The sequence below is a fragment of the Micromonospora sp. NPDC005171 genome (assembly GCF_040608575.1).
Classification (GTDB): Bacteria; Actinomycetota; Actinomycetes; order Mycobacteriales; family Micromonosporaceae; genus Micromonospora.
In genome coordinates, this window is record NZ_JBEXIM010000064.1 from 1 (window position 1) to 21874 (window position 21874).

General features: G+C 73.6%; 16 protein-coding genes and 2 pseudogenes. 5 read left to right on the plus strand and 13 right to left on the minus strand.

Features of this window, described 5'->3' with window-relative positions; translation table 11 throughout:
* Nucleotides 1-276 (plus strand): annotated as a pseudogene (locus ABZU74_RS33050) (type I glutamate--ammonia ligase); the annotation flags it as partial.
* 249 nt (nt 277-525) lie between these two features.
* Here the strand turns inward: ABZU74_RS33050 and mptB (ABZU74_RS33055) are convergent.
* The 5 genes from mptB (ABZU74_RS33055) to ABZU74_RS33075 are packed head-to-tail and all read right to left on the minus strand — an operon-like array spanning nt 526 to nt 8903.
* Entirely contained in the window at nt 526-2001 is a 1476-nt protein-coding gene (mptB, locus tag ABZU74_RS33055) for a polyprenol phosphomannose-dependent alpha 1,6 mannosyltransferase MptB (RefSeq protein ID WP_355432398.1), read from the minus strand.
* 14 nt (nt 2002-2015) lie between these two features.
* The gene (gene mptB / locus ABZU74_RS33060; protein WP_355432401.1) at nt 2016-3416 is read right to left on the minus strand and encodes a polyprenol phosphomannose-dependent alpha 1,6 mannosyltransferase MptB; all 1401 of its coding nucleotides are present in this window, start codon (nt 3414-3416) and stop codon (nt 2016-2018) included.
* 54 nt (nt 3417-3470) lie between these two features.
* Complete coding sequence (locus ABZU74_RS33065; protein ID WP_355432404.1) at nt 3471-5096, minus strand: hypothetical protein; 1626 nt, start codon at nt 5094-5096, stop codon at nt 3471-3473.
* The gene (locus ABZU74_RS33070) at nt 5089-8136 is read right to left on the minus strand and encodes a bifunctional [glutamine synthetase] adenylyltransferase/[glutamine synthetase]-adenylyl-L-tyrosine phosphorylase (RefSeq protein WP_355432406.1); all 3048 of its coding nucleotides are present in this window, start codon (nt 8134-8136) and stop codon (nt 5089-5091) included. The genes ABZU74_RS33065 and ABZU74_RS33070 overlap by 8 nt, the downstream gene beginning before the upstream one ends.
* The gene (locus tag ABZU74_RS33075; RefSeq protein ID WP_355432409.1) at nt 8136-8903 is read right to left on the minus strand and encodes a type 1 glutamine amidotransferase; all 768 of its coding nucleotides are present in this window, start codon (nt 8901-8903) and stop codon (nt 8136-8138) included. Before ABZU74_RS33075 ends, ABZU74_RS33070 begins: the two co-directional genes overlap by 1 nt.
* A gap of 113 nt (nt 8904-9016) precedes the next feature.
* On the opposite strand from ABZU74_RS33075, the gene ABZU74_RS33080 reads away from it, so the two are divergent.
* Nucleotides 9017-9952, plus strand: a complete 936-nt coding sequence (locus ABZU74_RS33080) for an LD-carboxypeptidase (RefSeq protein WP_355432412.1) — start codon at nt 9017-9019, stop codon at nt 9950-9952.
* 123 nt (nt 9953-10075) lie between these two features.
* Here ABZU74_RS33080 and ABZU74_RS33085 read toward each other — a convergent pair whose 3' ends face one another.
* The gene (locus tag ABZU74_RS33085; protein WP_355432415.1) at nt 10076-10954 is read right to left on the minus strand and encodes a virginiamycin B lyase; all 879 of its coding nucleotides are present in this window, start codon (nt 10952-10954) and stop codon (nt 10076-10078) included.
* Between the two features lie 183 nt (nt 10955-11137).
* Here ABZU74_RS33085 and ABZU74_RS33090 point away from each other — a divergent pair, with 183 nt between their 5' ends.
* Nucleotides 11138-11620: a hypothetical protein gene (locus ABZU74_RS33090; protein WP_355432418.1), complete on the plus strand. Its 483-nt coding sequence runs from the start codon at nt 11138-11140 to the stop codon at nt 11618-11620.
* A 698-nt stretch (nt 11621-12318) separates the two neighbouring features.
* Here the strand turns inward: ABZU74_RS33090 and ABZU74_RS33095 are convergent.
* The 4 genes from ABZU74_RS33095 to glnA form a co-directional block, all read right to left on the minus strand.
* Nucleotides 12319-12702: a VOC family protein gene (locus ABZU74_RS33095; protein ID WP_355432421.1), complete on the minus strand. Its 384-nt coding sequence runs from the start codon at nt 12700-12702 to the stop codon at nt 12319-12321.
* A gap of 284 nt (nt 12703-12986) precedes the next feature.
* Nucleotides 12987-13679: a WYL domain-containing protein gene (locus ABZU74_RS33100; RefSeq protein ID WP_355432424.1), complete on the minus strand. Its 693-nt coding sequence runs from the start codon at nt 13677-13679 to the stop codon at nt 12987-12989.
* 299 nt (nt 13680-13978) lie between these two features.
* Entirely contained in the window at nt 13979-14404 is a 426-nt protein-coding gene (locus ABZU74_RS33105; protein WP_196919021.1) for a DUF350 domain-containing protein, read from the minus strand.
* Between the two features lie 88 nt (nt 14405-14492).
* Nucleotides 14493-15842 carry a type I glutamate--ammonia ligase gene (gene glnA / locus ABZU74_RS33110; protein ID WP_355432428.1) on the minus strand — a complete coding sequence of 450 codons (1350 nt, stop codon included), beginning with the start codon at nt 15840-15842 and terminating at the stop codon, nt 14493-14495.
* Between the two features lie 286 nt (nt 15843-16128).
* On the opposite strand from glnA, the gene ABZU74_RS33115 reads away from it, so the two are divergent.
* Nucleotides 16129-17886, plus strand: a complete 1758-nt coding sequence (locus ABZU74_RS33115) for an NAD+ synthase (RefSeq protein ID WP_355432431.1) — start codon at nt 16129-16131, stop codon at nt 17884-17886.
* Nucleotides 17887-18071: 185 nt separating this feature from the next.
* Complete coding sequence (panB, locus tag ABZU74_RS33120) at nt 18072-18917, plus strand: 3-methyl-2-oxobutanoate hydroxymethyltransferase (protein ID WP_124855798.1); 846 nt, start codon at nt 18072-18074, stop codon at nt 18915-18917.
* A 102-nt stretch (nt 18918-19019) separates the two neighbouring features.
* Here panB and npdG read toward each other — a convergent pair whose 3' ends face one another.
* The 3 genes and pseudogenes from npdG to ABZU74_RS33135 form a co-directional block, all read right to left on the minus strand.
* Nucleotides 19020-19718, minus strand: coding sequence for an NADPH-dependent F420 reductase (npdG, locus tag ABZU74_RS33125; protein WP_355432433.1), 699 nt, complete (start codon nt 19716-19718; stop codon nt 19020-19022).
* A 225-nt stretch (nt 19719-19943) separates the two neighbouring features.
* Nucleotides 19944-21374 (minus strand): RNB domain-containing ribonuclease, encoded by a 1431-nt coding sequence (locus tag ABZU74_RS33130; RefSeq protein WP_355432435.1) that lies wholly within the window; start codon nt 21372-21374, stop codon nt 19944-19946.
* 80 nt (nt 21375-21454) lie between these two features.
* A pseudogene (locus ABZU74_RS33135) lies at nt 21455-21874 on the minus strand (histone); the annotation flags it as partial.

The window sequence follows — 21874 nt, forward strand, 5'->3', positions numbered from 1 at the left end:
CTCGACGGCATCAAGAGCAAGATCGAACCACCCACGCCGATCGACAAGGACCTCTACGACCTCCCGCCAGAGGAGTGGGGCGACGTCAAGCAGGTGCCGGGCTCGCTGTCGGCAGTGCTCGACTCGCTGGAGGCCGACCACGACTACCTGCTCGACGGCGGCGTCTTCACCCCCGACCTGATCTCCACCTGGGTCGACTGGAAGCGCGCCAACGAGGTCGACCCGGTGCGCCTGCGCCCGACCCCGCACGAGTTCGCCATGTACTACGACTGCTGAGCAGTCCGATGCACGGCGACTGCTGAGCAGTCGCTCGAACACCGGCCGGGCAGGCTCCGCGATCGCGGAGCCGGCCCGGCCCGTTTCGTAACGCCCCCCGGGATACGGCTGGCCCGGCCCTCCACCCTCGGCCCGACGTGGAACACGCACCGCTGACCGCCCACGCCCCTGCACGTCCCCTGCCCCTGACCTGCCCCCAAGATCGTGCTCGATTCACGATGTAGTGGCGTCGGCGGTTCGGCGATGCCACTACAACCATGTTCGGGCACGATCTTGAGCATCGAACCGTCGATGTGACGAGCGGTTCAGTCCGTTCTGCCAAACCCGAAGGAGCAGGAACAGGAGCAGGGCGGTCATCGCCACCGCGCCGGGGGCCTTCGTGAAGCGGGCCAGGTTGGTGCCGTCGGGCAGGGCCAGGAAGGTCGCCGCCCCGGCCGGCAGCACGAACCAGGCGGTCCGGGCGGCGGTGAGCGCGAGCAGCGCCAGCGGCCAGGTCGCGTACCAGGGGTGGAAGACCGGGGACAGGACCACAGTGGCGGCCAGGGCCGGGCCGGCGCCGTGCAGCGCGACCCGGGCGCGAGCCGGGGCCGGGCCATCCCAGGCCCGCCGGTCCCGCCAGGCCCTCAGCCACAGGACCACCAGCACGATCGCGAGCAGCAGCAGCGCCACCGCCCGGACCACCGGCACGGCCTGCGGGTCCCGCCCGGCAAACGCGCCGGCGTAGTCCACCACCAGGCCGACGGCGGTGGGCGGTGACGTCCACTGTTCGGAGTCTCCGCTGCGGGTCAGGCCGCCCACCCAGCCGAACCCGAGACCGGACAGCGCCGAGGTGACCAGCAGCGCGGCCAGCAGCCCGCCGGCCAGCCAGCCGCCGTCGCGCAGCAGCGCCCGTACGGTGTGCCGGCCGTGCACCGCCGCCAACGCGGCGAACGGGACCACCACCACGGCGGTGGCCTTCACCGTGACCGCGAGCCCAAGCAGCGCCCCGGCCAGCAGCAGCGCCGCCGGCCGACCCGGTCGACGGACCACGATCAGCAGCCCGCACAGCAGCAGGCCCAGCATCACGGCGTCGTTGTGCGCCCCGCCCACCAGGTGCACGCCCACCAGCGGGCAGGCCAGCAGCAGCCAGACCGCCCGACGGGTCGGCAGCCCGGCGGCCCGCGCCAGCCCGGGCACGCAGAGCGCGGCCAGCAGCAGCCCCGCCACGGCGATGATCCGCAGCGACACGAGCGTGCCGGTGAGCCCGCCTCCGAGGCCGACGGCGAGCGCCGCGAGCAGGACGAACACCGGCCCGTACGGCGCCGGGGTGTCCCGCCAGATCGGGGCCACCGTGTCTAGCCAGGGGCAGCCCGCCGCGGCCACCCCCACTGTGTACGGGTCGACGCCGTGCGCGTACGTCCAGCCCTGGCAGGCGTACGAGTAGACGTCCCGGCTGCCCAGCGGCGGCGCGACCAGCAGCGGTAGTGCCCACAGCCCGGCGGTGACGTACGCCCACCGGGTCGACGGCGCACCCTCGCGCAGTGACCACCACGCCCCGACCAGCAGCACGGTGCCGATCAGCCAGCAGGTCAGCGTCGCCGGCCCGTCCGGGGTTCGCCAGATCGACGCGGGTGTCACGCCCAGCGGGGCGTCGGGCAGTGCCCCGCCGAGGTATCCGGCCACGGCGAGCAGAACGGCGCCGAGCAGGCCGGCGTACCGGGACAGAGAGGCACCGGGAGCGGTCACCGGCGCACCTTCCCTCAGTCGGCGGCGACCGGCTGACGGGCCGCCCGAGCCGACCGTACCAACCGGATGACCAGCACGATCACCAACAGCGTCATCAGCGGCGCCCCGACCGTCTTGGTGTAGCGGGGCAGCCCGGTGCCGTCGGGCAGCACCAGGAAGGACGCGACGAGGGCGACCACCGTGAACCATCTGATCCGCTGGGCGGTGGCCGCCAGCACGAACAGCGGCCACGTCCAGTACCAGGGGTGCACGACGGGGGCGAGCGCGACGGTGAGGGCGAGGGCGAGGCCGGCGTGGTACAGCGGGTCGCGGTTGCGGGCCCGCCACCAGAGCCAGACGAGCAGCACGGCCAGCAGGACCACGGCGATCCCGCGCGTGACCGGGAGCGCGTCGATGTGACCGCCGAACAGCGACGCGACGTAACCGACCGTCTGCCCGACGGCGGTCGGCGGGGAGGTCCAGGCGATGGCGGCGCCGCCCTGGGACAGCCCGCCGACCCAACCGAAGTCCAGCCCACCGGCGATGGTCACGCCGACCACTGTGGCGACCGCGCCGCCGACCACCCAGCCGCCGTCGCGGATCAGCGTCCGGATCCGGCACGGCCCGGCGGTGGCCGCCAGCGCGGCGAACGGCACCACCACCACGGCGGTCACCTTGATCGCCACCGCGACTCCGAGGAGCAGCCCGCCGACCAGCAGCATTCCGCGCCGGCCCGGGTGCGCGGCCACCACGGCCAGCCCACCGACCAGCGCGGCGAGCATCAGCACGTCGTTGTGAGGACCGCCGATCAGGTGCGCGGCGACCAGCGGGGAACCCAACGCCAGCCACACCGCCCGTTTCGGCGGCACGCCGGCGCGGCGGGCCAGCGCCGGCAGGGCCCACGCGGTGAGGAGCACGCCGACCAGCGACAGCGCACGGAACAGCACGATGCTTGCGGTCAGCGAACCGGTCGCCTTCACCACGGCGCCCGCGATGAGCACGAACAGCGGCCCGTACGGCGCCGGGGTGTCGCGCCAGATGACCGAGACCGTGTCCAGCCAGGGGCAGGGCAGCGCGGAGACGCCCTGCTCGTACGGGCTGATGCCGCCGACGAAGCTGGCGCCCTGGCAGGCGTACGCGTACACGTCCCGACTGCCGAATGGCGGTGCGATCAGCAACGGCAGCAGCCAGAGCCCGACGGTGACCAGGGCCCACCGCGTCGAGGGTCCCCCGTCGCGCAACGCCCACCAGGCGTACGCCATCAGGCCGGTGCCGACCACCCAGGCGGCGAGGATCAGCGGGCCGTTGGGCCCCTGCCAGATGCTGACCGGGGTGCTGCGCAGGGGGCCGCTGGGGAACGCGCCGCCGAGGAAGGCGGAGAACGCGAGCAGCAGCGAGCCCGCCAGGCCGGTCCAGCGCGCGAGGTGGGAAGGCACGCCGGACATGCTGCCAGCATCACGGCGGGGTGCCGACGGCAGGCACCCGGACGGTCAGCAGTGGCGCGCCGGCGCCAGCCCGCTGGAGACCGAGTAGTCGCCGGCGACACGGACCCGCACCTCGGTCCACCCGTCCGCGCCCGGTCGCAGGCAGCCGTCCGGGCCGCTCAACGTGAGCCAGCGCGACCAGCGCACCCGGACCGGCACGTCCCCTGGCGTGGCGGTCAGCCGGACCGCGCCGCGTTCGGCGGCGACGAGTTCACCCGGGGCACCGACAAGCGGGGTGGGGTCGACCACCGCGTACATCCGCCAGGTCGGGTCTCTCCAGACCTCCCGCAGGTACGGCAGGCCGGCGCGGATCAGCGCGGCCTCGTCGCGGCCCCACCGGTCGGCGGGTGCGTCCGGGGCGAGCACCACGTAGGTCACCGCCTCGTGCCGTAACCACTGCTCGTACGTCTGCGCGCTCAGGTTGCCGTCGTAGAACAGCGCGTTGCGGTCGCTGTCGACCTGACGTTCCCAGCCCCTGGCCAGTGGCACTGTCGGCGGCAGGTACGCGGACTCCCAGTGGTCCCGCAGCGGCACCACCTCGACCCGCCCGGCCGGTTGCCGCCTGTCGAGTTCGGCGACGAGCGGTTGGTAGAAGCTTGCGGCGGTCTCCGGGGAGCCGGCCCGGGTCACGTCGCTCACCATCACCGGGGACTGCCACCACACGGTCGCGGCGAGCAGCCCGGCCAGCCACGGCCCCGGCAGCGCGGCGTACCCGGCCAGCACGGGCAGGGCGAACAGCATCGGCAGGCGTAGCGCGTTGGACCCGATCGGGCTGGGCAGGTAGTACGCCCCGACCAGCAGCAGCACCGTGAGCGCCGCGCCGACCCGCAACACCCGGCGGCGACGCGGCAGCACGACCGCCACCAGCACCGCGAGCGCGACGTTGATGCGCATCGACTCGGCCGAGTACGGCTGGATGCCGCCGTTGCCGAAGAGGAACGCGATCGGGGCGAGGGTGACGGCGGGCGCCACGGCCAGGACGAACCCCTCGGCCACTGGTCGCTCGGCTCGCCAGCCTCCGGGCAGCCGGCGGCCCGGCCCGTCGCCGGTCCGCAGGGCGGCCAGCAGCAACGCCGCGCCGGCCAGCCCGGTGAACAGGCCGGCAACCGGGCTCGCCGCCGTCGCCAGTGCGGCGCAGCCGGCGGCGAGCGTCAACCGGAGCCAGCGCGGTGGGCGTTCCGCGCTGACCGCGCAGAGCGCCAGCAACCCGAACGCCAACCCGACAGCGAAGGTGATCCGACCGCTCGCCAGGTTGCCGACCAGCACCACAGCGCCGAGGACGCCGGCCAGCAGCGGCCGGCGGGCCCGGTTGCGGGTGAACAGCCAACCCAGCGCGGCAGCCCCGACGACTGCGGCGACCGCGCCCAGCGGACGCACCCCGATCAGCGCGCCCAACCGGGCGGTGAAGAGGCTGTAGCCGTACTGGTTGACGCCGCCGTACCAGCCGAAGTCGACAGGCGCGGCACCGTACCGCTCGGTGAACCCGGCACGGGCCACCTGCGCGGCGAGGTCGGTGCCCATCGGCGGCGCGAGGAGGAACGCGACGGCGAGCACCACCGCTACCGCGGCGCCCGCCGCCCAGCCGGTGCCCACGACGCGCCGCCCGGTCGGGCGCGGCGACGCGTCAGGCATCGAGGACCCGTTCGGCCGCGGCACGGGAGCGGCGGCCGGTGCGCAGGTACTCGTCGAGGAACTCCCCCGGGTCGTCGCGGCCGAGCAGCCGGGCCACCCCGGCCAACTCCACCCCGTGCCGGGGCAACTGGTCGCCGGCCCGGCCCCGGACCAGCATCAACGCGTTGCGGACCTGCGCGGCCAGGGCCCAACCGGCGGCCATCTCCGCAGCGTCCGCCGGGTCGATCAGGCCGGCCCGCTCGGCCGCCGCGAGGGCATCGAGGGTACGCGTGCCGCGCAGCTCCGGGATCGCGCCGGCGTGCCGCAGCTGGACGAGTTGCACCGCCCACTCCACGTCGGCGAGCCCACCGCGACCCAGCTTGGTGTGGGTGGCCGGGTCGGCGCCCCGGGGCAGCCGCTCGGTCTCCACCCGGGCCTTGATCCGCCGGATCTCGACGACCTGCTCGCGGGTCAGCCCCTCGGCCGGGTAGCGCACCGGCTCGATCATCGCCTCGAACTCGGCGCCCAGGTCGGCGTCACCGCAGACGAACCGGGCACGCAGCAGCGCCTGCGCCTCCCACACCCGCGACCAGCGGGCGTAGTACTGCGCGTACGCGGCGAGACTGCGGACCAGCGGACCCTGGCGGCCCTCCGGCCGCAGGTCGGCGTCGACACCCAGCGGCGGGTCGGGGGCGGGCACGCCGAGCAGGCGGCGTAGCTCCTCGGCGACGGCGTGCGCGGCGGCGCTGGCGGCGCTCTCGCTGGTGCCCGGCGGCGGGTCGTAGACGAAGAGCACGTCGGCGTCGGACAGGTAGTTCGACTCGTACCCGCCGAGCCGGCCCATGCCGATCACCGCGAACCGCAGCCCTTCCGGTGCCCGTTGGCTGGCCTGAGCGGCACGCAGCGCGGCGGCCAGGGTGGCGTCGGTGACGTCGGCGAGCGCCGTGCCGACCTCGGTGATGTCGGACAGCCCGGCGGCCGACCGGTTCGCGCCGTCCGGCCGGGTGGGGCTGGGCGCGAGCGCGCCAGCGCGGCAGAGCACGTCGGCGCAGGCCACCCGGACCAGCTCCCGACGTCGCAGCGCCCGCACCGCGCTTGTCGCCTCGACCGGGTCGGTGTGCCGGGCCGCCGCCGCCAGGAAACCCTCCCGCAGCACCTCGGGCGGGCGTGGCGCCAGCTCGTTCTCCTCGGCCAGCAGCCGCAGCGCCTCCGGGTCGCGGGCGAGCAGGTCGGCGACGTACCGGGACAGGGCGAGGACCCGGGCCAGCCGGCGGGCGACCGGGCCGCCGTCGCGCAGCAACCGCAGATACCAGGGGGTGCTGCCCAGCTTGTCGGAGACCTTGCGGTAGTTGAGCAGCCCCCGGTCCGGCTCCGGCGCGTCGGCGAACTCGCTGAGCAGCACCGGCAGCAACGTGCGCTGGATGGCCGCCGTGCGACTCACCCCGCCGGTGAGCGCCTGGAGGTGACGCAACGCCCCGGCCGGGTCGGCGAAGCCGAGGATCTCCAGGCGGGTCCTGGCCGCCTCCGGGGTGAGCCGCAACCCGTCGGCCGGCACCCGGGCCACCGACTCCAGCAGCGGCCGGTAGAGCAGTTTGGCGTGCAGTCGGCGTACCTCGGTGGCGTGGGTGACCCACTCGGCCCGGAAGCTCTCCACGGCGCTGCGCCCCGGCGCGGCCGTGAAACCCAGCGCGGCGGCGAGCCAGCGCAGGGCGCCCGGCTCGGCGGGCACCGTGTGCGTACGACGCAGGCCCTGGAGTTGCAGCCGGTGCTCGACGCTGCGCAGGAAGCGGTAGCCGCGCAGCAGTGCCTCGCCGTCGGCCCGCCCGACGTAGCCGCCGGCGACGAGCGCCCGCAGCGCCGGGATGGTGCCGGGCGCGCGCAGCGTCTCGTCGCCGCGACCGTGCACCAGTTGCAGCAACTGGACGGCGAACTCGATGTCGCGCAGCCCGCCGGGCCCGCGCTTGATCTCGCGCTCCAGCTCCTTCGGCGGGATGTGGTCGATGATCCGGCGGCGCATGGCGCGGACGTCCTCGACCGCCTCGGGCCGTTCGGCCGCCCGCCAGACCAGCGGCGCGAGCTGGTCGATCCACTCCTGGGCCAGCGGCAGGTCCCCGGCGGCCGGGCGGGCCTTGAGCAGCGCCTGGAACTCCCAGGTGCGCGCCCACCGCCGGTAGTAGGCCAGGTGGCTGGCGAGGGTCCGGACCAACGGACCCCGGCTGCCCTCGGGGCGCAGCGCGGCGTCCACCGGCCACGCGACCAACCCGCAGATGTAGATCAGTCGGGTCGCCACCAGGGTCGCGGCGGACAGGTCGGCGTCCTCGGCGGCGACGAAGATGACGTCCACGTCGGAGACGTAGTTCAGCTCGCCGCCGCCACACTTGCCCATCGCCACGACCGCGAGCCGGGGCCGCTCGGTCCCCTCCGCCAACTCCGCGACCGCGATCTCGTACGCCGCGGAGAGCGTCGCGTCGGCCAGCGCGGAGAGCGCGGCCATCGTCTGCTCCAGGCCGCGACCGCCGGTCAGGTCGGCCGCCGCGATCCGCAACAACGCCAGGCGGTACGCGGTCCGCAGCGCCGCCACCGGGTTGCCGCCGTCGGTCGGCTCCAGCCGCCCCTCCGCGGTCGGCGCGAGCCCGTCCGGGGCGGTCCACAGCGCCTGGTAGTGCTCCGGGTGGGCCACCAGGTGGTCGCCGAGCGCCGCCGACGCCCCGAGCACCGCGATCAGCCGCCGCCGCAGCCCGGGGTCGTTGTGCAGGTCCGTGAGCAGCGGCGATTCGGCGCTGCCTTCGGTGGCGCGACTTCCGGCGCTGGCGTCCGTGGTGCGGCTCTCGGCCTCCACGATGCGGTGCAGTTGACGCAGCGCCAGGTCGGGGTCGGCGGCGCGGGACAGCGCGGCGAGCAACTCTGCGGCGGCCTCGTCGACCGGCTCCTGCTCGACCGGCCGCCACAGCCGCAGCCCCTCCGGGCCGAGCAGGTCCGCGGCGCGCGCCCCGCCGTCGCCTTCGGCGGTGCCGAAGCCGTACCGGGCGAGCCGGCCCGGTGCCCTGGTCGGCCGGCTCATCAGTGCCCGAGCAGCGGCAGACCGCGCCGCGTCGTGCTGTCGTCCAACTCGCCGAGGGCCAGCGCGGCGAACCGGGCGGCGAACGGCTGCCAGACCTCCTCGACGTCGGCCAGCACCGAGGCGCAGGCCGCGACCACCAGATCGGGGTCGTAGCCCAGCTCGGCGAGTTGGGTCGAGTCGGTGGCCCAGTCGGCGATCATCGCGGCGTCACACTCGATGTGGAACTGCAAACCCCACGCCCGGTCACCCAGGCGGAACGCCTGATGCGGATAGCGGGTGGAGGCGGCCAACAGGGTCGCGCCCCGAGGCAGCTCGGTGATCTCGTCGGAGTGCCACTGGAGCACGTCCGGGATCAACGGCACGTACCGGAACAACGGGTCGTTCTCGGCGGCGTCGCGCCGGCCGACCACGCCGGGGCCGATCTCCGGCCCGGACGGGCTGCGCTCCACCAGCCCGGCGTGCGCGGTGGCGAGCAGTTGCGCGCCCAGGCAGACCGCCAGGGTCGGCACCCGGTACCGGACCGCCTTGCGCAGCAGGCCCTCCACCGCCGGAAACCAGGGCGCGCCCGGCGAGCCGTCCGGCAACGGGTATGCCTGTTGGTCGCCGCCGAGCACCACAAGCGCCGCGTAACCCTCCAGGTCGGCGGGGAGTTCGTCGCCGGCGTGCGGGCGAACCACCCACAGCTCCAGCCCAGCCTCAGTCAGCCACTCACCCAGCCGGCGCGCGTCGTCCGTCGGGTCGTTCTCGATCACCAGCGCGGTTGCCACCCGTCGAGGCTAGCCGGTACGCCGCACGGCACCACGCCCCGGCACGGGCCGCGCGGCCTTTCGCCGCCCGTGCGCGGGTCCCGGCCACGGCGGGGTGGTTAGGCTCTGCGGTTGTGATCAGCGAGGACACCACCGTCGTACGCCCGCCCGTGCTACGCCCGGGTGACACGGTGCTGCTGGTGTCGCCCTCCGGGCCGACCTCGCCGGAGCGGGTGGCCCGGGGCGTGGAGCTGCTCACCGGCTGGGGTCTGCGCCCGGTGCCGGCACCGAACGCGTACGCCCGCCACGGCTACCTCGCCGGCACCGACGACCTGCGCGCCGCCGACCTGAACGCGGCCTTCGCCGATCCTGACGTGCGCGGGGTGATCTGCACTCGGGGCGGGTACGGCGCACAACGGATCGTGGACGCCATCGACATGGCCGCCGTGCGCCGCGATCCGAAGGTGGTGGCCGGCTTCTCGGACATCACCGCGTTGCAGTTCGCGCTGTGGCGCGGCGCCCGCCTGGCCGGGGTGCACGGCCCCGGGGCGGCCTGGCGCGACGAGCGGACGCCGCTGCGTTCCGCCGAGTCCCTGCACGCCGCGTTGATGACGACCGAACCGGTGTCGATCACCGCGGTCCCCACCGAGGAAACCTTCGGCGTACGCGTCCCGGGTCGCGCCACCGGCACCCTGCTCGGCGGCAACCTGTGCATGATCGCCGCGTCGATCGGCACCCCGGACCTGCCCGACCTGACCGGTGCGGTGCTGTTGATCGAGGACGTGCAGGAGCCCCCGTACAAGGTCGACCGGATGCTCACCCACCTGCGTCGCGCCGGCGCGTTGGACGGGCTGGCCGGGGTGGCCGTCGGGCAGTTCACCGACTGCGGCGACGGCTGGGACACCACGATCGTCGACGTACTCACCGAACGCCTCGGCGACCTGGGCGTACCGGTGCTCGGCGGCCTCCCCATCGGCCACGGCCCCGACCAACTGACCGTGCCGGTGGGCACAGAGGCCACCCTCGACACCACCACCGCCACCCTCACCACAACCCCCGCAGTCCAGTAACCCCCTACCCCTCCCCTACCCCCGCCCCCGGCCCCAGGCCCAGCCTCTGACCCGACCCCAGCCCCGGCCCCCGGCCCCCGGCCCACCCTGACCCGGCCCCCTGACCCGGGCCGAGGGGTGGGGTCAGGGGGTTAGGTGGGCTATGGCGCCGATTTCCAGGGCGGCCCAGATGCCGGTGGGGGTGCGGGTGAGGCCGTGCGGTTCGGCGTTGGGGGTGCGGAGGGCGTAGCCCTCGATCCGTCCAGTGGGATCGAGGTGACCGATCCGGTTGGCACCCCACTCGGTGAACCACACGCCGCCGTCCGGGTCGGTCACGATCGCGTGCGGACGGGCCGCCCGGTCCGGCAACGGAAACTCGACGATCTCGCCATCCGGGTCGATCCGGCCGAGCTGACCGGCGGCGATCTCCACGAACCAGATGGCGCCGTCGTCGCCGAGGGTGATGCCGACCGGGCCCGCCTTCCCGGTGGGCAACGGATGCAGAGTGACCCTGCCGTCGAGGTCGATCCGGCCGATGGCGTTCGCCTGGTTGAGGGTGAACCAGAGAGCCTGGTCCGCGCCAGCAGTGATCATCGAGGCGAATCCGCCGTTCACCGGCAGCGGGAACGCAGTGTGGCTGCCGTCGGTCTCCACCCGGCCGATCGTGTCGGAGTTCATCCCGGCGTACCAGAGAGCGCCATCCGGCCCGGCCGCGATGCCGCACGGCCCGGTGCCGGCCGGCAGGGCGACGGTGCGCTGCTCGCCGTCGACGGTGATCCGACCGATCCGGTCGTCTCCGGAGCGGGTGAACCAGAGCGCCCCGTCCGGCCCGGTCGTGATGATCAGCGGGCGACCACCGGCCGGCTCCAGCGGGTAGGTCCGGACCGCTCCGTCGGGCGCCAACCGGGCGATGCCGCCGGCCTGGGCCAGCGTCAGCCACAGCGCGCCGTCCGGGCCAGGCGTGATGCCGTACGGCCCGGCCTCCGCCTCGAAGAGTGGAATCTCCCGAATCTCGACGGTCATTTCGAGGTGTCCTTTCCGTCGGTGATGATCCACCCTGGCCACTCGGCCAACGACGACACAACCGATTTCAGCCACCCGCCGAGGATTGTCAGCTCGCTGACAGGGTCGCCACGGCTTCCGCCCAGACAGCCCGGTCACTGTCGGTGATGACAGCGCAGGACGACCAAACCTCTGGAGGAGAGCATGTCCCGCACCATCCGTAGGAAGCACCTGCTGGCCGGCCTGGCCACCGCCGGCGTCCTCGGCGTCGGGATCGCGGCCCCGACGATCGCGTTCGCCGCCGACACTCCCACGCCGACGCCGAGCGCCAGCACCGCCCCGGCTCCCGACACGGCTCCGGGCAAGGCTCCCGGCGCGAAGGCCGACCGGCAGGGCGAGTTCGCCGAGGCGCTCGCCAAGGAGTTGGGCGTGCCCACCGACAAGGTGACCGCCGCACTGGAGAAGATCCGCGAGCAGCACCGCCCGACCGACCGCCCGCAGCGCCCGTCCGCCGAGGACCGGCAGGCCGCGCTCAAGCAGCGTCTGGACCAGGCGGTCAAGGACGGCAAGCTCACCCAGGAGCAGGCCGACGCGATCACCAAGGCCGTCGAGGCCGGCGTCTTCCCCGGCCCTGGCGGCCACCGCGGCCCCGGCGCCCACCACGGCGAAGGTACGCCCGGCAAGTAGTCCAGCGAATCCGGCTCCGGCCGGGACCAAAATCGGTACAGCCCGGCCGGCCGGGACCAAAATCGGTACAGCCCGGCCGGCCGGGACCAAAATCGGTACAGCCCGGCCGGCCGGGCCGCCTTGGTAGCCACGGCCTGTCCTGGTCCGTTTCGTCAGGCCGGGCGACCGCGTCGGGCCAGGGCCGCCTCGGTACACCTCGGCGGCCGGACCCGCCTTGGCAGGCACGGCCTGCCCTGGCCCGTTCTGTCAGGCCCGGCCGCCGCGTCGGGCCGAGGGCCGGTCCCGGGCCCCGGGCCTGCCCCGGCAGCTTGATCGACTCGGGTTTCCGTGAAGTCGCGGTATCCGACGCGCTCGGACACCGCGACATCATGAAACCCGAGTCGATCAAGCCGACCCGGGGACATGCGGCCAGGCTGGTGCGGCGTACACACATACCCGGGGCGTTGGCCCCGGGGCCGACCAGGCGAGGCCAGCCCAACCCGAGGCCAAGCTGGCCCAGCGCCAGGCCAAATCAGGGCCAAGCAACCCACGGCCAAGCCAACCCGACCCACGGCCAAGCCAACCCGGACGCCAAGCCAACCCGACGCAACGCCAGCCCAGGACCAGGCCAGCCCAGGACCAGGCCAGCCCAGGACCAGGCCAGCCCTGGCCTCAGCCCCTGCCCCGGTTCATCAGCCCAGGCCCAGCGCTGGACGGGGTCAGGGCTGGGCGGGCGGAGGCGCGAACACGCCCAGATGGTTGCCGGCCGGGTCGAGGAGGTGGGCCAACGTGAGACCGCTCGGTGCGGTACGCGCCGGCACCAGCACCTGGCCGCCGGCCGCTTCGGCCTGTCGGCAGGTTTCCGCGACGTCGGCGACTTCGGCGTAGAACACCGCGTAGTTCGGGGACGTACCGTCGGTCGCCCGGATCGCCCCGCCGATCCCGGTGTCGCCGCCAGCCTCGGTCACCCGGTAGGACCCGCCGTTGGTGGAGCCCTGCTCCTCGAAGGTCCAGCCGAACAACTCTCCGTAGAACCGCTCCGCGTCCTCGGGCCGGTCGGTGCCGATCTCGAACCAGGTGATGGGCGTGGTGGACCTGGACATCTACTGCCTCCAGAAATTTCCGAGCCGGCCGTTCGGCCGTCGTCTGGAGCAGTCTCGGGGTCGTTAGCGACAGCGTCCTGTCGGTGTTTCCGGGTCACCCGGCGGAGTTCCAGCGGCGAGACCGACCCGGGCCCGCGCGCCGAGCCGCTGCAGACCGCACGCCGAGCCGCTTCAAACCACGCGCCGAGCCGCATCAAGCCACGCCCCGAGCAACTTCAGACCACCCGCCGGAGCCGCTCCAAACCACCCGCAGGCATCGCTTCAGACCACGCGCCGGAGCCGCTTCAGACCAGGCTCAGCGGGCGAACCCGTTCGTGCGGGATGTCGAGATCCGTCGGGCGGAACTCCCGGAGGACCACGTCGGGCAGCGCCCAGACGCTCCGGATCCGGTCGGTACGGAAGCACCGCAGTTCGTCACGCAGACGGCACCAGGCCACCAGGTACCAGTGTCGGGAGTTGCCGAGGTAGCCGAGCGGCTCGACGTCACGGGTCGAGTCGGCGCCGGCGCGGTCGGCGTACCGGATGCGCAGCACCCGCCGCGCGGCGACCGCGTCGGCGACGGTGGCCGGGACGGGCGTGGCCGGCCCGTCGCCGATCAGCTGCACCCGGCCGGCGAGTCGGTGCGCCTCGGCGGCGTCGGCGGCCGGCAGCACCGCCACCAGCTTTCGCAGCGCGGTGGCGGCCGGTCCGGCGAAGGGTGAGCCGGCGAGCCGGTGCAGGGCCACGGCCATCGCCACCGCCTCGGCGGCGGTCAGGTTGACCGGCGGCAGGGTGCGGGCGCGGTCCAGGACGTAGCCGCCGGTGCGCCCCGGCTCGGCCCAGATCGGCACCCCGGCCTCCTGCAACGCGCCGAGGTCTCGTTCAATGGTCCGGCTGCTCACCTCGAAGCGCGCGGCCAGCCAGCGAGCGCTGCGCGGCCGTGGTGACACCGCCCGCAGCTCCTCGACAAGCGCGTAGAGGCGGTCCGTGCGGTTCATGCCCGGCACGCTACGACCGGGGTACGACGCCCGCGGCGACCGCCCACAGACGCGAGCGCCCCTCCGGTCAGAGATCTTGGACAGTTTCCGTCACTACGGCCCGCCTACCTAACGGAAACTGTCCAAGATCTGCACGCCCGCAGCCGACCAACCGCGGACGGCCGGCCGGAGACGGCGGCCCGCAGACGACCGCCCGCAGACGACCAGCCCACAGACGGCGGCCCACAAACGACCAGCCCACAAACGACCGGCCCACAGAGCAGGCGGACCGCCCGCCCGGCGACGCGGAGGGGCGACCGTCAGGCGATGCAGGCGCAGACGATCAGCGCGGCCCCGAAGTGGGTGGCGGCGCTGACCCGGGCGGCCGGGTGCGGTTCGGGCGAGCAGATGACCTCGCCGAGCTTGCCGGGGGTGAGCAGGTCCAGCACCACGAACGCCAACGCCATGATCGCCAAGCCGACCAGCCCGAAGACCACGGTGGAGGCGAGCCCCTTACCGAAGTCGCTGTAGCTGGTCAGGATGGCGGTGAAGACGATCCCGGCGATGCCGAGCTGGTTGGCGGCGAGCAGCAACCCCGCGTTGGCGTTGCGGTCGACCCAGATCAGGTCGCGTAGCCGGCCCGGGGTGAGCAGGTCGACGAGCCCGAAGCCGGCGGCCATGAGCCCGACGCCGACGATCCCGAACACGACGCTCTGCCAGGCACCGCTGAGCAGATCCTCCAGCACCGACTGCCTCCCGACTCTCCGCCCGGAGGGGGACCGGGGCGGTGATCGAGACCATAGCGGCAGCGCGCAACCGCGTCAGCCCCGGCTTCTACAGCGCCAGGTAGCGCTGCCGCTCGTACGGGGTGACCTCGCGGCGGTACTGCTCCCACTCGGCCCGCTTGTTGCGCAGGAAGAAGTCGAAGACGTGCTCGCCGAGCACCTCGGCGACCAGTTCGGAGCCGGCCATGACGTCGATCGCCTCGGCGAGGTTCTCCGGCAGCGCCTCGTAGCCCATGGCGCGCCGCTCCGCGCTGGTCAGCGACCAGACGTCGTCCTCGGCGCCGGGCGGCAGCTCGTACCCCTCCTCGATGCCCTTCAAGCCGGCGCCGAGCAGCACCGCGAAGGCGAGGTATGGGTTGGCCGCCGAGTCCAGCGAGCGGACCTCGACCCGGGCCGAGTTGGGCTTGCCGTACGCGGGCACCCGGACCAGTGCGGACCGGTTGAGGTGACCCCAGCAGACGTACGCGGGGCTCTCGGTGATCCGGTCCGGCAGGTGCTGCGGGAAGAGCCGCTTGTACGAGTTGACCCACTGGTTGGTGACCGCCGTGTACTCCCGGGCGTGCACCAGCAGACCGGCGATGAACGACTTCGCCACCTTGGACAGCTTCATCGGGTCGCCGCTGTCGTGGAAGGCGTTGCGTTCCCCCTCGAACAGCGACAGGTGGGTGTGCATGCCGCTGCCCGGCTGGTCGGTGAACGGCTTCGGCATGAAGCTGGCCTGCACACCGGTGGAGAGCGCGACCTCCTTGACCACGTGCCGGAAGGTCATGATGTTGTCGGCGGTGGTCAGTGCGTCGGCGTAGCGCAGGTCGATCTCCTGCTGACCGGGCGCGACCTCGTGGTGGCTGAACTCCACCGAGATGCCGATCCGTTCCAGCGCCAGTACGCCCTGGCGGCGGAAGTCCCGGGCCACGGCGTGGGTGGTGTGCTCGAAGTAGCCGCCGGTGTCGACCGGGGTGGGCACGGAGCCGTCCTGCGGACCGTTTTCCAGCAGGAAGAACTCGATCTCGGGGTGGGTGTAGAAGGTGAAGCCCTTCTCGGCTGCCTTGGACAGCGCGCGGCGCAGCACGTGTCGGGGGTCGGCCCAGGACGGGCTTCCGTCGGGCAGCAGGATGTCGCAGAACATCCGGGCGCTCTCGCCGCTGACCCCACCTTCGAAGGGGAAGACCTGGAAGGTGGTCGGGTCGGGCATGGCCACCATGTCCGATTCGAAGACCCGGGCGAAGCCCTCGATGGCCGAGCCGTCGAAGCCGATGCCTTCCTCGAAGGCCGCCTCGAGCTCGGCGGGTGCCACCGAAACGCTCTTGAGCGTGCCCAGCACGTCGGTGAACCACAGCCGGACGAACCGGATGTCCCGCTCTTCCAGCGTGCGGAGGACGAACTCCTGCTGACGGTCCACTTCCCCAACCCCTCGCGACACTCTTTTGTCCGCCTTGGCCGGGCTGCACCCGACCTGATCGCCCAGTGTTCCCGGGCCTGGTTACGCAGACGTTACGCGAACTACCGCCGGCCGTCCCCTCGTGTCCCGCCGGGCGAGCGTGGGCCCCGGCCGTGCCGCCCGCGTCCGCCGCCATGACGGCCGAGCTCCTGCCGCCGCGGCCTCGCGGGCGCCCGTCGCGGGCGGGTGGTGGCAATCTCGTCCGAGGGTACGGATTGTCACGACGAGGCTGGGGCAAGATGAAGGCATGCCCACCCTGCGTCTCGCCCTGTCCCAGGTCAACCCGAGCGTCGGCGACCTCGCCGGGAACGCCGACCTGGTCCGCAGTTGGACTCGCCAGGCCGCCGATGCCGGTGCCCAACTGGTGCTCTTCCCGGAGATGATGCTGACCGGGTACCCGGTCGAGGACCTGGTCTTCCGGCGTTCCTTCGTCGCCGCGTCCCGGGCCGCCGTGCAGCGGCTCGCCGCCGACCTGGCCGCCGACGGTCTGGGCGAGCTGCCGGTCGTGGTCGGCTACCTGGACGCCGACGGTCCGCCGCAGGTCAGCGGGGACGCCGAGCCGGGCCGGGGTGCGCGCAACGCCGCCGCGCTGCTGCACCGGGGCGTGGTGGCCGCCCGCTACTTCAAGCATCACCTGCCCAACTACGGGGTCTTCGACGAGGACCGGTACTTCGTCTCCGGTGACGAGCTGACAGTGGTGCGGATCGGCGGCGTGGACGTCGCGCTGACCATCTGCGAGGACCTGTGGCAGGCCGGCGGTCCGTTCGCCGCCGCCCGCAGCGCCGGCGTCGGCCTGGTCGTCAACATCAACGGGTCGCCGTACGAGCTGAACAAGGACGACATCCGGCTGCCGCTGGTCCGCCGCCGGGCCGCCGAGGCGGGCGCCGCCATCGCGTACGTCAACATGACCGGCGGCCAGGACGAGCTGGTCTTCGAGGGCGACTCGATGATCGTGAGCGCTGACGGTGAGCTGCTCACCCGCGCCCCGCAGTTCGTCGAGCACCTGCTCGTGCACGACGTCGAACTGCCGGCCGCCACCACCGAGCCGACCACCGAAACGCTGGCCGACGGCATGCGGATCGCGCACAGCACCCTGGACGGCATTCCACCCACGCCGTCCGGCCCGGCCGCCACCGGCGGGCTGATCGAGCCGGTGGCCGACGAGGCCGAGGTGTGGCAGGCGTTGGTGCTGGGTCTGCGCGACTACGTCAACAAGAACCGGTTCCCGTCGGTGGTGCTCGGTCTCTCGGGCGGCATCGACTCGGCGGTGGTGGCCGCGCTCGCCGTCGACGCTCTCGGGCCGGACCGGGTGGTCGGGGTGTCGCTGCCCAGCCAGCACTCCTCGGAGCACTCCCGGGAGGACGCCGCCGACCTGGCCAAGCGCACCGGCCTGGACTACCGCGTCGAGCCGATCCAGCCGATGGTCGACGGTTTCCTGGCCAACCTGTCGCTGTCCGGTGTGGCCGTGGAGAACCTGCAGGCCCGGGTCCGTGGCGTGATCCTGATGGCGCTGTCGAACCAGGAGGGCCACCTGGTGCTGACCACCGGCAACAAGAGCGAGCTGGCGGTCGGCTACTCCACCCTGTACGGCGACTCGGTGGGCGGTTTCAACCCGGTCAAGGACGTCTGGAAGACGCTGATCTGGCGGCTCGCGAAGTGGCGTAACAGGGACGCGGCTCGGCGCGGTGAGACCGCCCCGATCCCGGAGAACTCGATCGGCAAGCCGCCGAGCGCCGAGCTGAGCCCGGGCCAGCTCGACAGCGACAGCCTGCCCGACTACGACGTCCTGGACCCGATCCTGATCGGCTACGTCGACGGCGACCTCGGCCGCGACGGGCTGGTCGAGTCGGGTCACGACCCGGCGATCGTGGACAAGGTGCTGCGGCTGGTGGATACCGCCGAGTACAAGCGACGGCAGTCGGCACCGGGCACGAAGATCTCCATGAAGGCGTTCGGTCGGGACCGCCGTCTGCCGATCACCAACCGGTGGCGCGAGCACGGCTGAGCCGTACCCCTGGGGGTGCCGGGTCGATGGTGCGGCCCGGCGCCGCCTCGCGGCGCTGGGCGGGGCGGCCTCGCGCTGGTGGAGTGACATCTTGCACTGGGCCCTGCCGTCACCCCGTCTTGCGGTGCGACGATCGCGACGGAACCCGGGGACCGCGCAGGCGGCCTCGAGGAAGGGAGACAGAGATGGTGGAGTCCACTCCGCACGAGGTGACCGCGTTGTACGGCGGCCCGGCCACCCGACGGGTCCGCACCCGCGATCTGATGGCCGCAAAGGAGCGCGGCGAGCGGTGGCCGATGCTCACCTCGTACGACCAGTACACGGCGTCGATCTTCGACCAGGCCGGTGTTCCGGTGCTGCTGGTCGGCGACTCGGCCGCCAACAACGTGTTCGGCTACGAGACCACCCTGCCGATCACCGCCGACGAGTTGCTTCCGCTGGTCCGGGCCGTGGTGCGGGCGACCCGGCAGGCGCTGGTCGTCGGTGACCTGCCGTTCGGCTCGTACGAGGAGGGTCCGGCCCAGGCGCTGCGCACCGCCGTCCGGTTCATGAAGGAGGGTGGCTGTCACGCGGTGAAGCTGGAGGGTGGCCGCCGCAACGCCGCGCAGATCGCCGCGATCGTCGGCGCCGGCATCCCGGTGATGGCGCACATCGGTTTCACGCCGCAGAGCGAACACACACTGGGCGGCTACCGCGTGCAGGGTCGCGGCGACGCCGCCGACGAGGTGCTGGCCGACGCACGGGCGGTGGCGGAGGCGGGCGCGTTCGCGGTGGTGCTGGAGATGGTGCCCGGCGAGGTGGCCAAGCGGATCACCCACGAGCTGCCGATTCCCACCGTGGGCATCGGCGCGGGCCCGGACACCGACGCGCAGGTGCTGGTCTGGCAGGACATGGCCGGGCTGCGGACCGGCAAGGCCCCCCGCTTCGTCAAGCGGTACGCGGACCTGGCCGGCGCGCTCACCGACGCCACCCGCCGGTTCGCCGACGAGGTCCGCGGCGGCGAGTTCCCTGCCGCCGAACACACCTTCTAGTACCGAGCACGGCGTGATCCACTCGGGTTTGCCGACATCGCGGTGTCCCGGGCACCGGGACACCGCGATGTCACGGAACCGGAGTGGATCAGGCCGCTCGGGTCAGAGGTCGGTGACGCGGATGCCGGCGTGCGCCTTGTAGCGCTTGTTGATGGCGATCAGGTTGGCGGTGAACGCCTCGATCTGGTGGGCGTTGCGCAACCGGCCGGCGTAGATGCCCCGCATGCCGGGGATCCGGGCGGCGAGCGCGCCGACGATGTCCACCAGCTCACGGTCCTCGGTGCAGATCAGCACGTCCAGATCGATCCGGTCGACCTCGGGGTCGGCCAGCAGCGGAGCGCTGACGTGGTTGAACGCCGCGCAGACCCGGGAGTCGGGCAGCAACGCGGCGGCCTGCTGCACGGCGCTGCCCTCGGCGACGGTCAGCGCGTACGGGCCCTGCTTGTCGAAGCCGAGCGGGTTGACGCAGTCGACGACGATCCGGCCGGCGAGCGGCTCGGCGAGGGCGGCGACGGTGGCGGCGTGCCCGTCCCACGGCACCGCGATGATCACCACGTCGCTGCGTCGGGCCACCTCGTCGTTGGCCGCGCCGGTGACGCTGCCGCCGGCCGGCACCCCGGGCAGGGCGGCGATCTCCGCCGCGGACTCGGCGGCCCGCTCAGCCGACCGGGACCCGATCAACACCGTGTGGCCGGCCCGCGCGAACCGGTAGGCGAGGCCCCGCCCCTGGTCGCCGGTGCCGCCGATGATGCCGACCGTCAGCCCGGACACGTCGGGCAGCGTGCTCGCGTCGTATGCCATGGCCTCATCCTCGCAAACCGCCAGGTAGGTCAGCAGCGCCGAGCGTTGTGAGAATCCCCGCTGCCGTCACCGACCGCGCCGAAGAGGAGTGGCCCCGGGCGGGCGAGCGACCGCGTCGGCGAGGCTCGCACCAGGGCCGGCGAGGACCGGGCCCGGGCCGGCAAGCGCGCCGACGAGGCTCGCACCCGGGCCGGCGAGGACCGGGCCTGGGCCGACAGCCCCCGGTCAGGCCAGCTCGAACAGGACGGTCCGCGCCGCCGGGTCGGCGGTGACCAGGCGGACCCGGACCCGTTCGCCGAGCGGCAGTTGGCCGAGGCAGCGGGCGCGTACCGGCGGGGCGTCCAGCGCGACGGTGCCGCCGGGCGGTCGGGGCCGGGACTTGCCGTTGGGCGGGGCGTCGACATCGAGGACTGCCGCGTCGAAGGTCTCGCCCACCCGGTGCTCCAACACCGCCGCCTCGGCCAACTCGACGGCGCCACGAGCGGCCGCCGAGGCGGTCCGGTCGGTGCTCGCCATGACCTCGGGCAGTCGGGGCAGCGCGGCGCGGGCCCAGTCGGGCACCGGCTGGCCGGTGTGCAGGGCCAGGCAGACCTCGGTGGCGTACCGGTCGGCGAGCCGCCGCAACGGCGCCGTCACGTGGGCGTACGCGGCTGCCACGCCGCCATGTTCCGGCTGCTCCGGCAGCTCCCCGTCGAAGGCGGTGTACGCGGCACCGCGCATCAGCTCGGCCGCCTGGTCGATGAACGCTGCGGCGCGCGGCTGGGCGGCGTCCAGGCCGGCGATGACCTGCCCCGGGCCTACGTCGTCCGGCCAGTGCACGCCCAGGGGCGCGGCGGCGGCTCGGAGCCGCTGCACCGCCTCCGGCTTGGGCGCCGGCATCGTACGCAGCAGGCCCACCCGCCCGGCCAGCATGATGTCGGCGGCGGCCATTCCGGTCAGCAGGGAGATCTGCGCGTTGTGCTCCTCCATGGGCACCGGTGCGCGCAGCACCAGCCGCCAGCCCTCACCGTCGGGCTCCAGATCCTGCTCGGGCAGCGGCAGGTTGATGGCGCCCCGCCGCAGCCCACGCGCGGTCAGCAGCTCACCTATCTCCGGCAGCAGGGTGATCGGGTCGGGTAGCCGCCCGGCCTCGGCTGCCGCCTGCACCCCCGTGTAGTCGAGTTTGGCGCGACTGCGGACCAGGGCGCGTTCCAACTCGACGGCCACGGTGCCGCCGTCGGCGTCCAGGTCGATGGTCCAGACCACAGCGGCCCGGTCGTCGTCGGGCAGCAGGCTGGCGGCACCCTCGCTGAGGGTGCGCGGGTGCAGCGGCACGTTCCCGTCGGGCAGGTAGATGGTCTGCCCCCGCCGCCAGGTCTCCGCCTCCAAGGCGCCACCGGGGGTGACGTGCGCGGCGACGTCGGCGATCGCGTACCGCACCCGGTAGCCCCCACCCGGGCGGCGGGTGAGGTGCATCGCCTGGTCCAGGTCCCGCGAGGTGGCGGGGTCGACGGTGACGAACGGTATGTCGGTGCGGTCGACGGGCGGCTGCGGCGGTGCCGCAGCCGCCTCGTCGGCTTCACGCTGGGCGTCGGCAGGGAACTCCTCGGGCAGGCCGAGCTCGCGGCGCAACGCGCCGAAGTCGATGCGGGGCGCGAGTACGCGTCGGATGACCACGGGTCAATCCTGACAGCGCCACGGGTGATCCGCTTCCGGTGACCGGCCGGAAATCCGCCCAGCGCGGGGGTGTTCCGCGTTCAGCCGGTCGCTTTCCGGGCCGCGCTGCGGGCCCCCCTCGGGGCGGCGACCGGGCGGGCCGGTGACTTGCGGGCGGTCACCTTGCGGGCCGGCGCCTTGGCCGCGACGGTCTTCTTCGCCGGGGCCTTCTTCGCCGCCGCCTTGCGGGCGGTGGTCGACGAGGTGCCCGTCGCCTTCGCGGCCGGGGCCTTCTTGGCCGGAGCCTTGCGCGCGCCGCCGCTGGGGCGGGTGGACGCGGTCTTCTTGGCCGGGGCCTTCTTGGCGGTGGCCTTCTTCGTCGCGGCCGTCTTCTGCGCCGCTGTCTTCTTGACGGCGGACGCCTTGGTCGCGGTCTTCCGCGCCGGTGCCGCGGTCGCGGTCTTCCGCGCCGGTGCCGCGGCCGCGGTCTTCCGCGCCGGTGCCGCGGCCGCGGTCTTGCG

What these genes read in the sequence shown, in the direction of transcription:
- ABZU74_RS33115 (WP_355432431.1), top strand. Translation starts at nt 16,129, where the DNA reads ATGCCCACCCTGCGTCTCGCCCTGTCCCAGGTCAACCCGAGCGTCGGC.
- ABZU74_RS33065 (WP_355432404.1), bottom strand. Translation starts at nt 5,096, where the DNA reads ATGCCTGACGCGTCGCCGCGCCCGACCGGGCGGCGCGTCGTGGGCACC.
- panB (WP_124855798.1), top strand. Translation starts at nt 18,072, where the DNA reads ATGGTGGAGTCCACTCCGCACGAGGTGACCGCGTTGTACGGCGGCCCG.
- ABZU74_RS33085 (WP_355432415.1), bottom strand. Translation starts at nt 10,954, where the DNA reads ATGACCGTCGAGATTCGGGAGATTCCACTCTTCGAGGCGGAGGCCGGG.
- ABZU74_RS33070 (WP_355432406.1), bottom strand. Translation starts at nt 8,136, where the DNA reads ATGAGCCGGCCGACCAGGGCACCGGGCCGGCTCGCCCGGTACGGCTTC.
- ABZU74_RS33090 (WP_355432418.1), top strand. Translation starts at nt 11,138, where the DNA reads ATGTCCCGCACCATCCGTAGGAAGCACCTGCTGGCCGGCCTGGCCACC.
- ABZU74_RS33100 (WP_355432424.1), bottom strand. Translation starts at nt 13,679, where the DNA reads ATGAACCGCACGGACCGCCTCTACGCGCTTGTCGAGGAGCTGCGGGCG.
- npdG (WP_355432433.1), bottom strand. Translation starts at nt 19,718, where the DNA reads ATGGCATACGACGCGAGCACGCTGCCCGACGTGTCCGGGCTGACGGTC.
- ABZU74_RS33095 (WP_355432421.1), bottom strand. Translation starts at nt 12,702, where the DNA reads ATGTCCAGGTCCACCACGCCCATCACCTGGTTCGAGATCGGCACCGAC.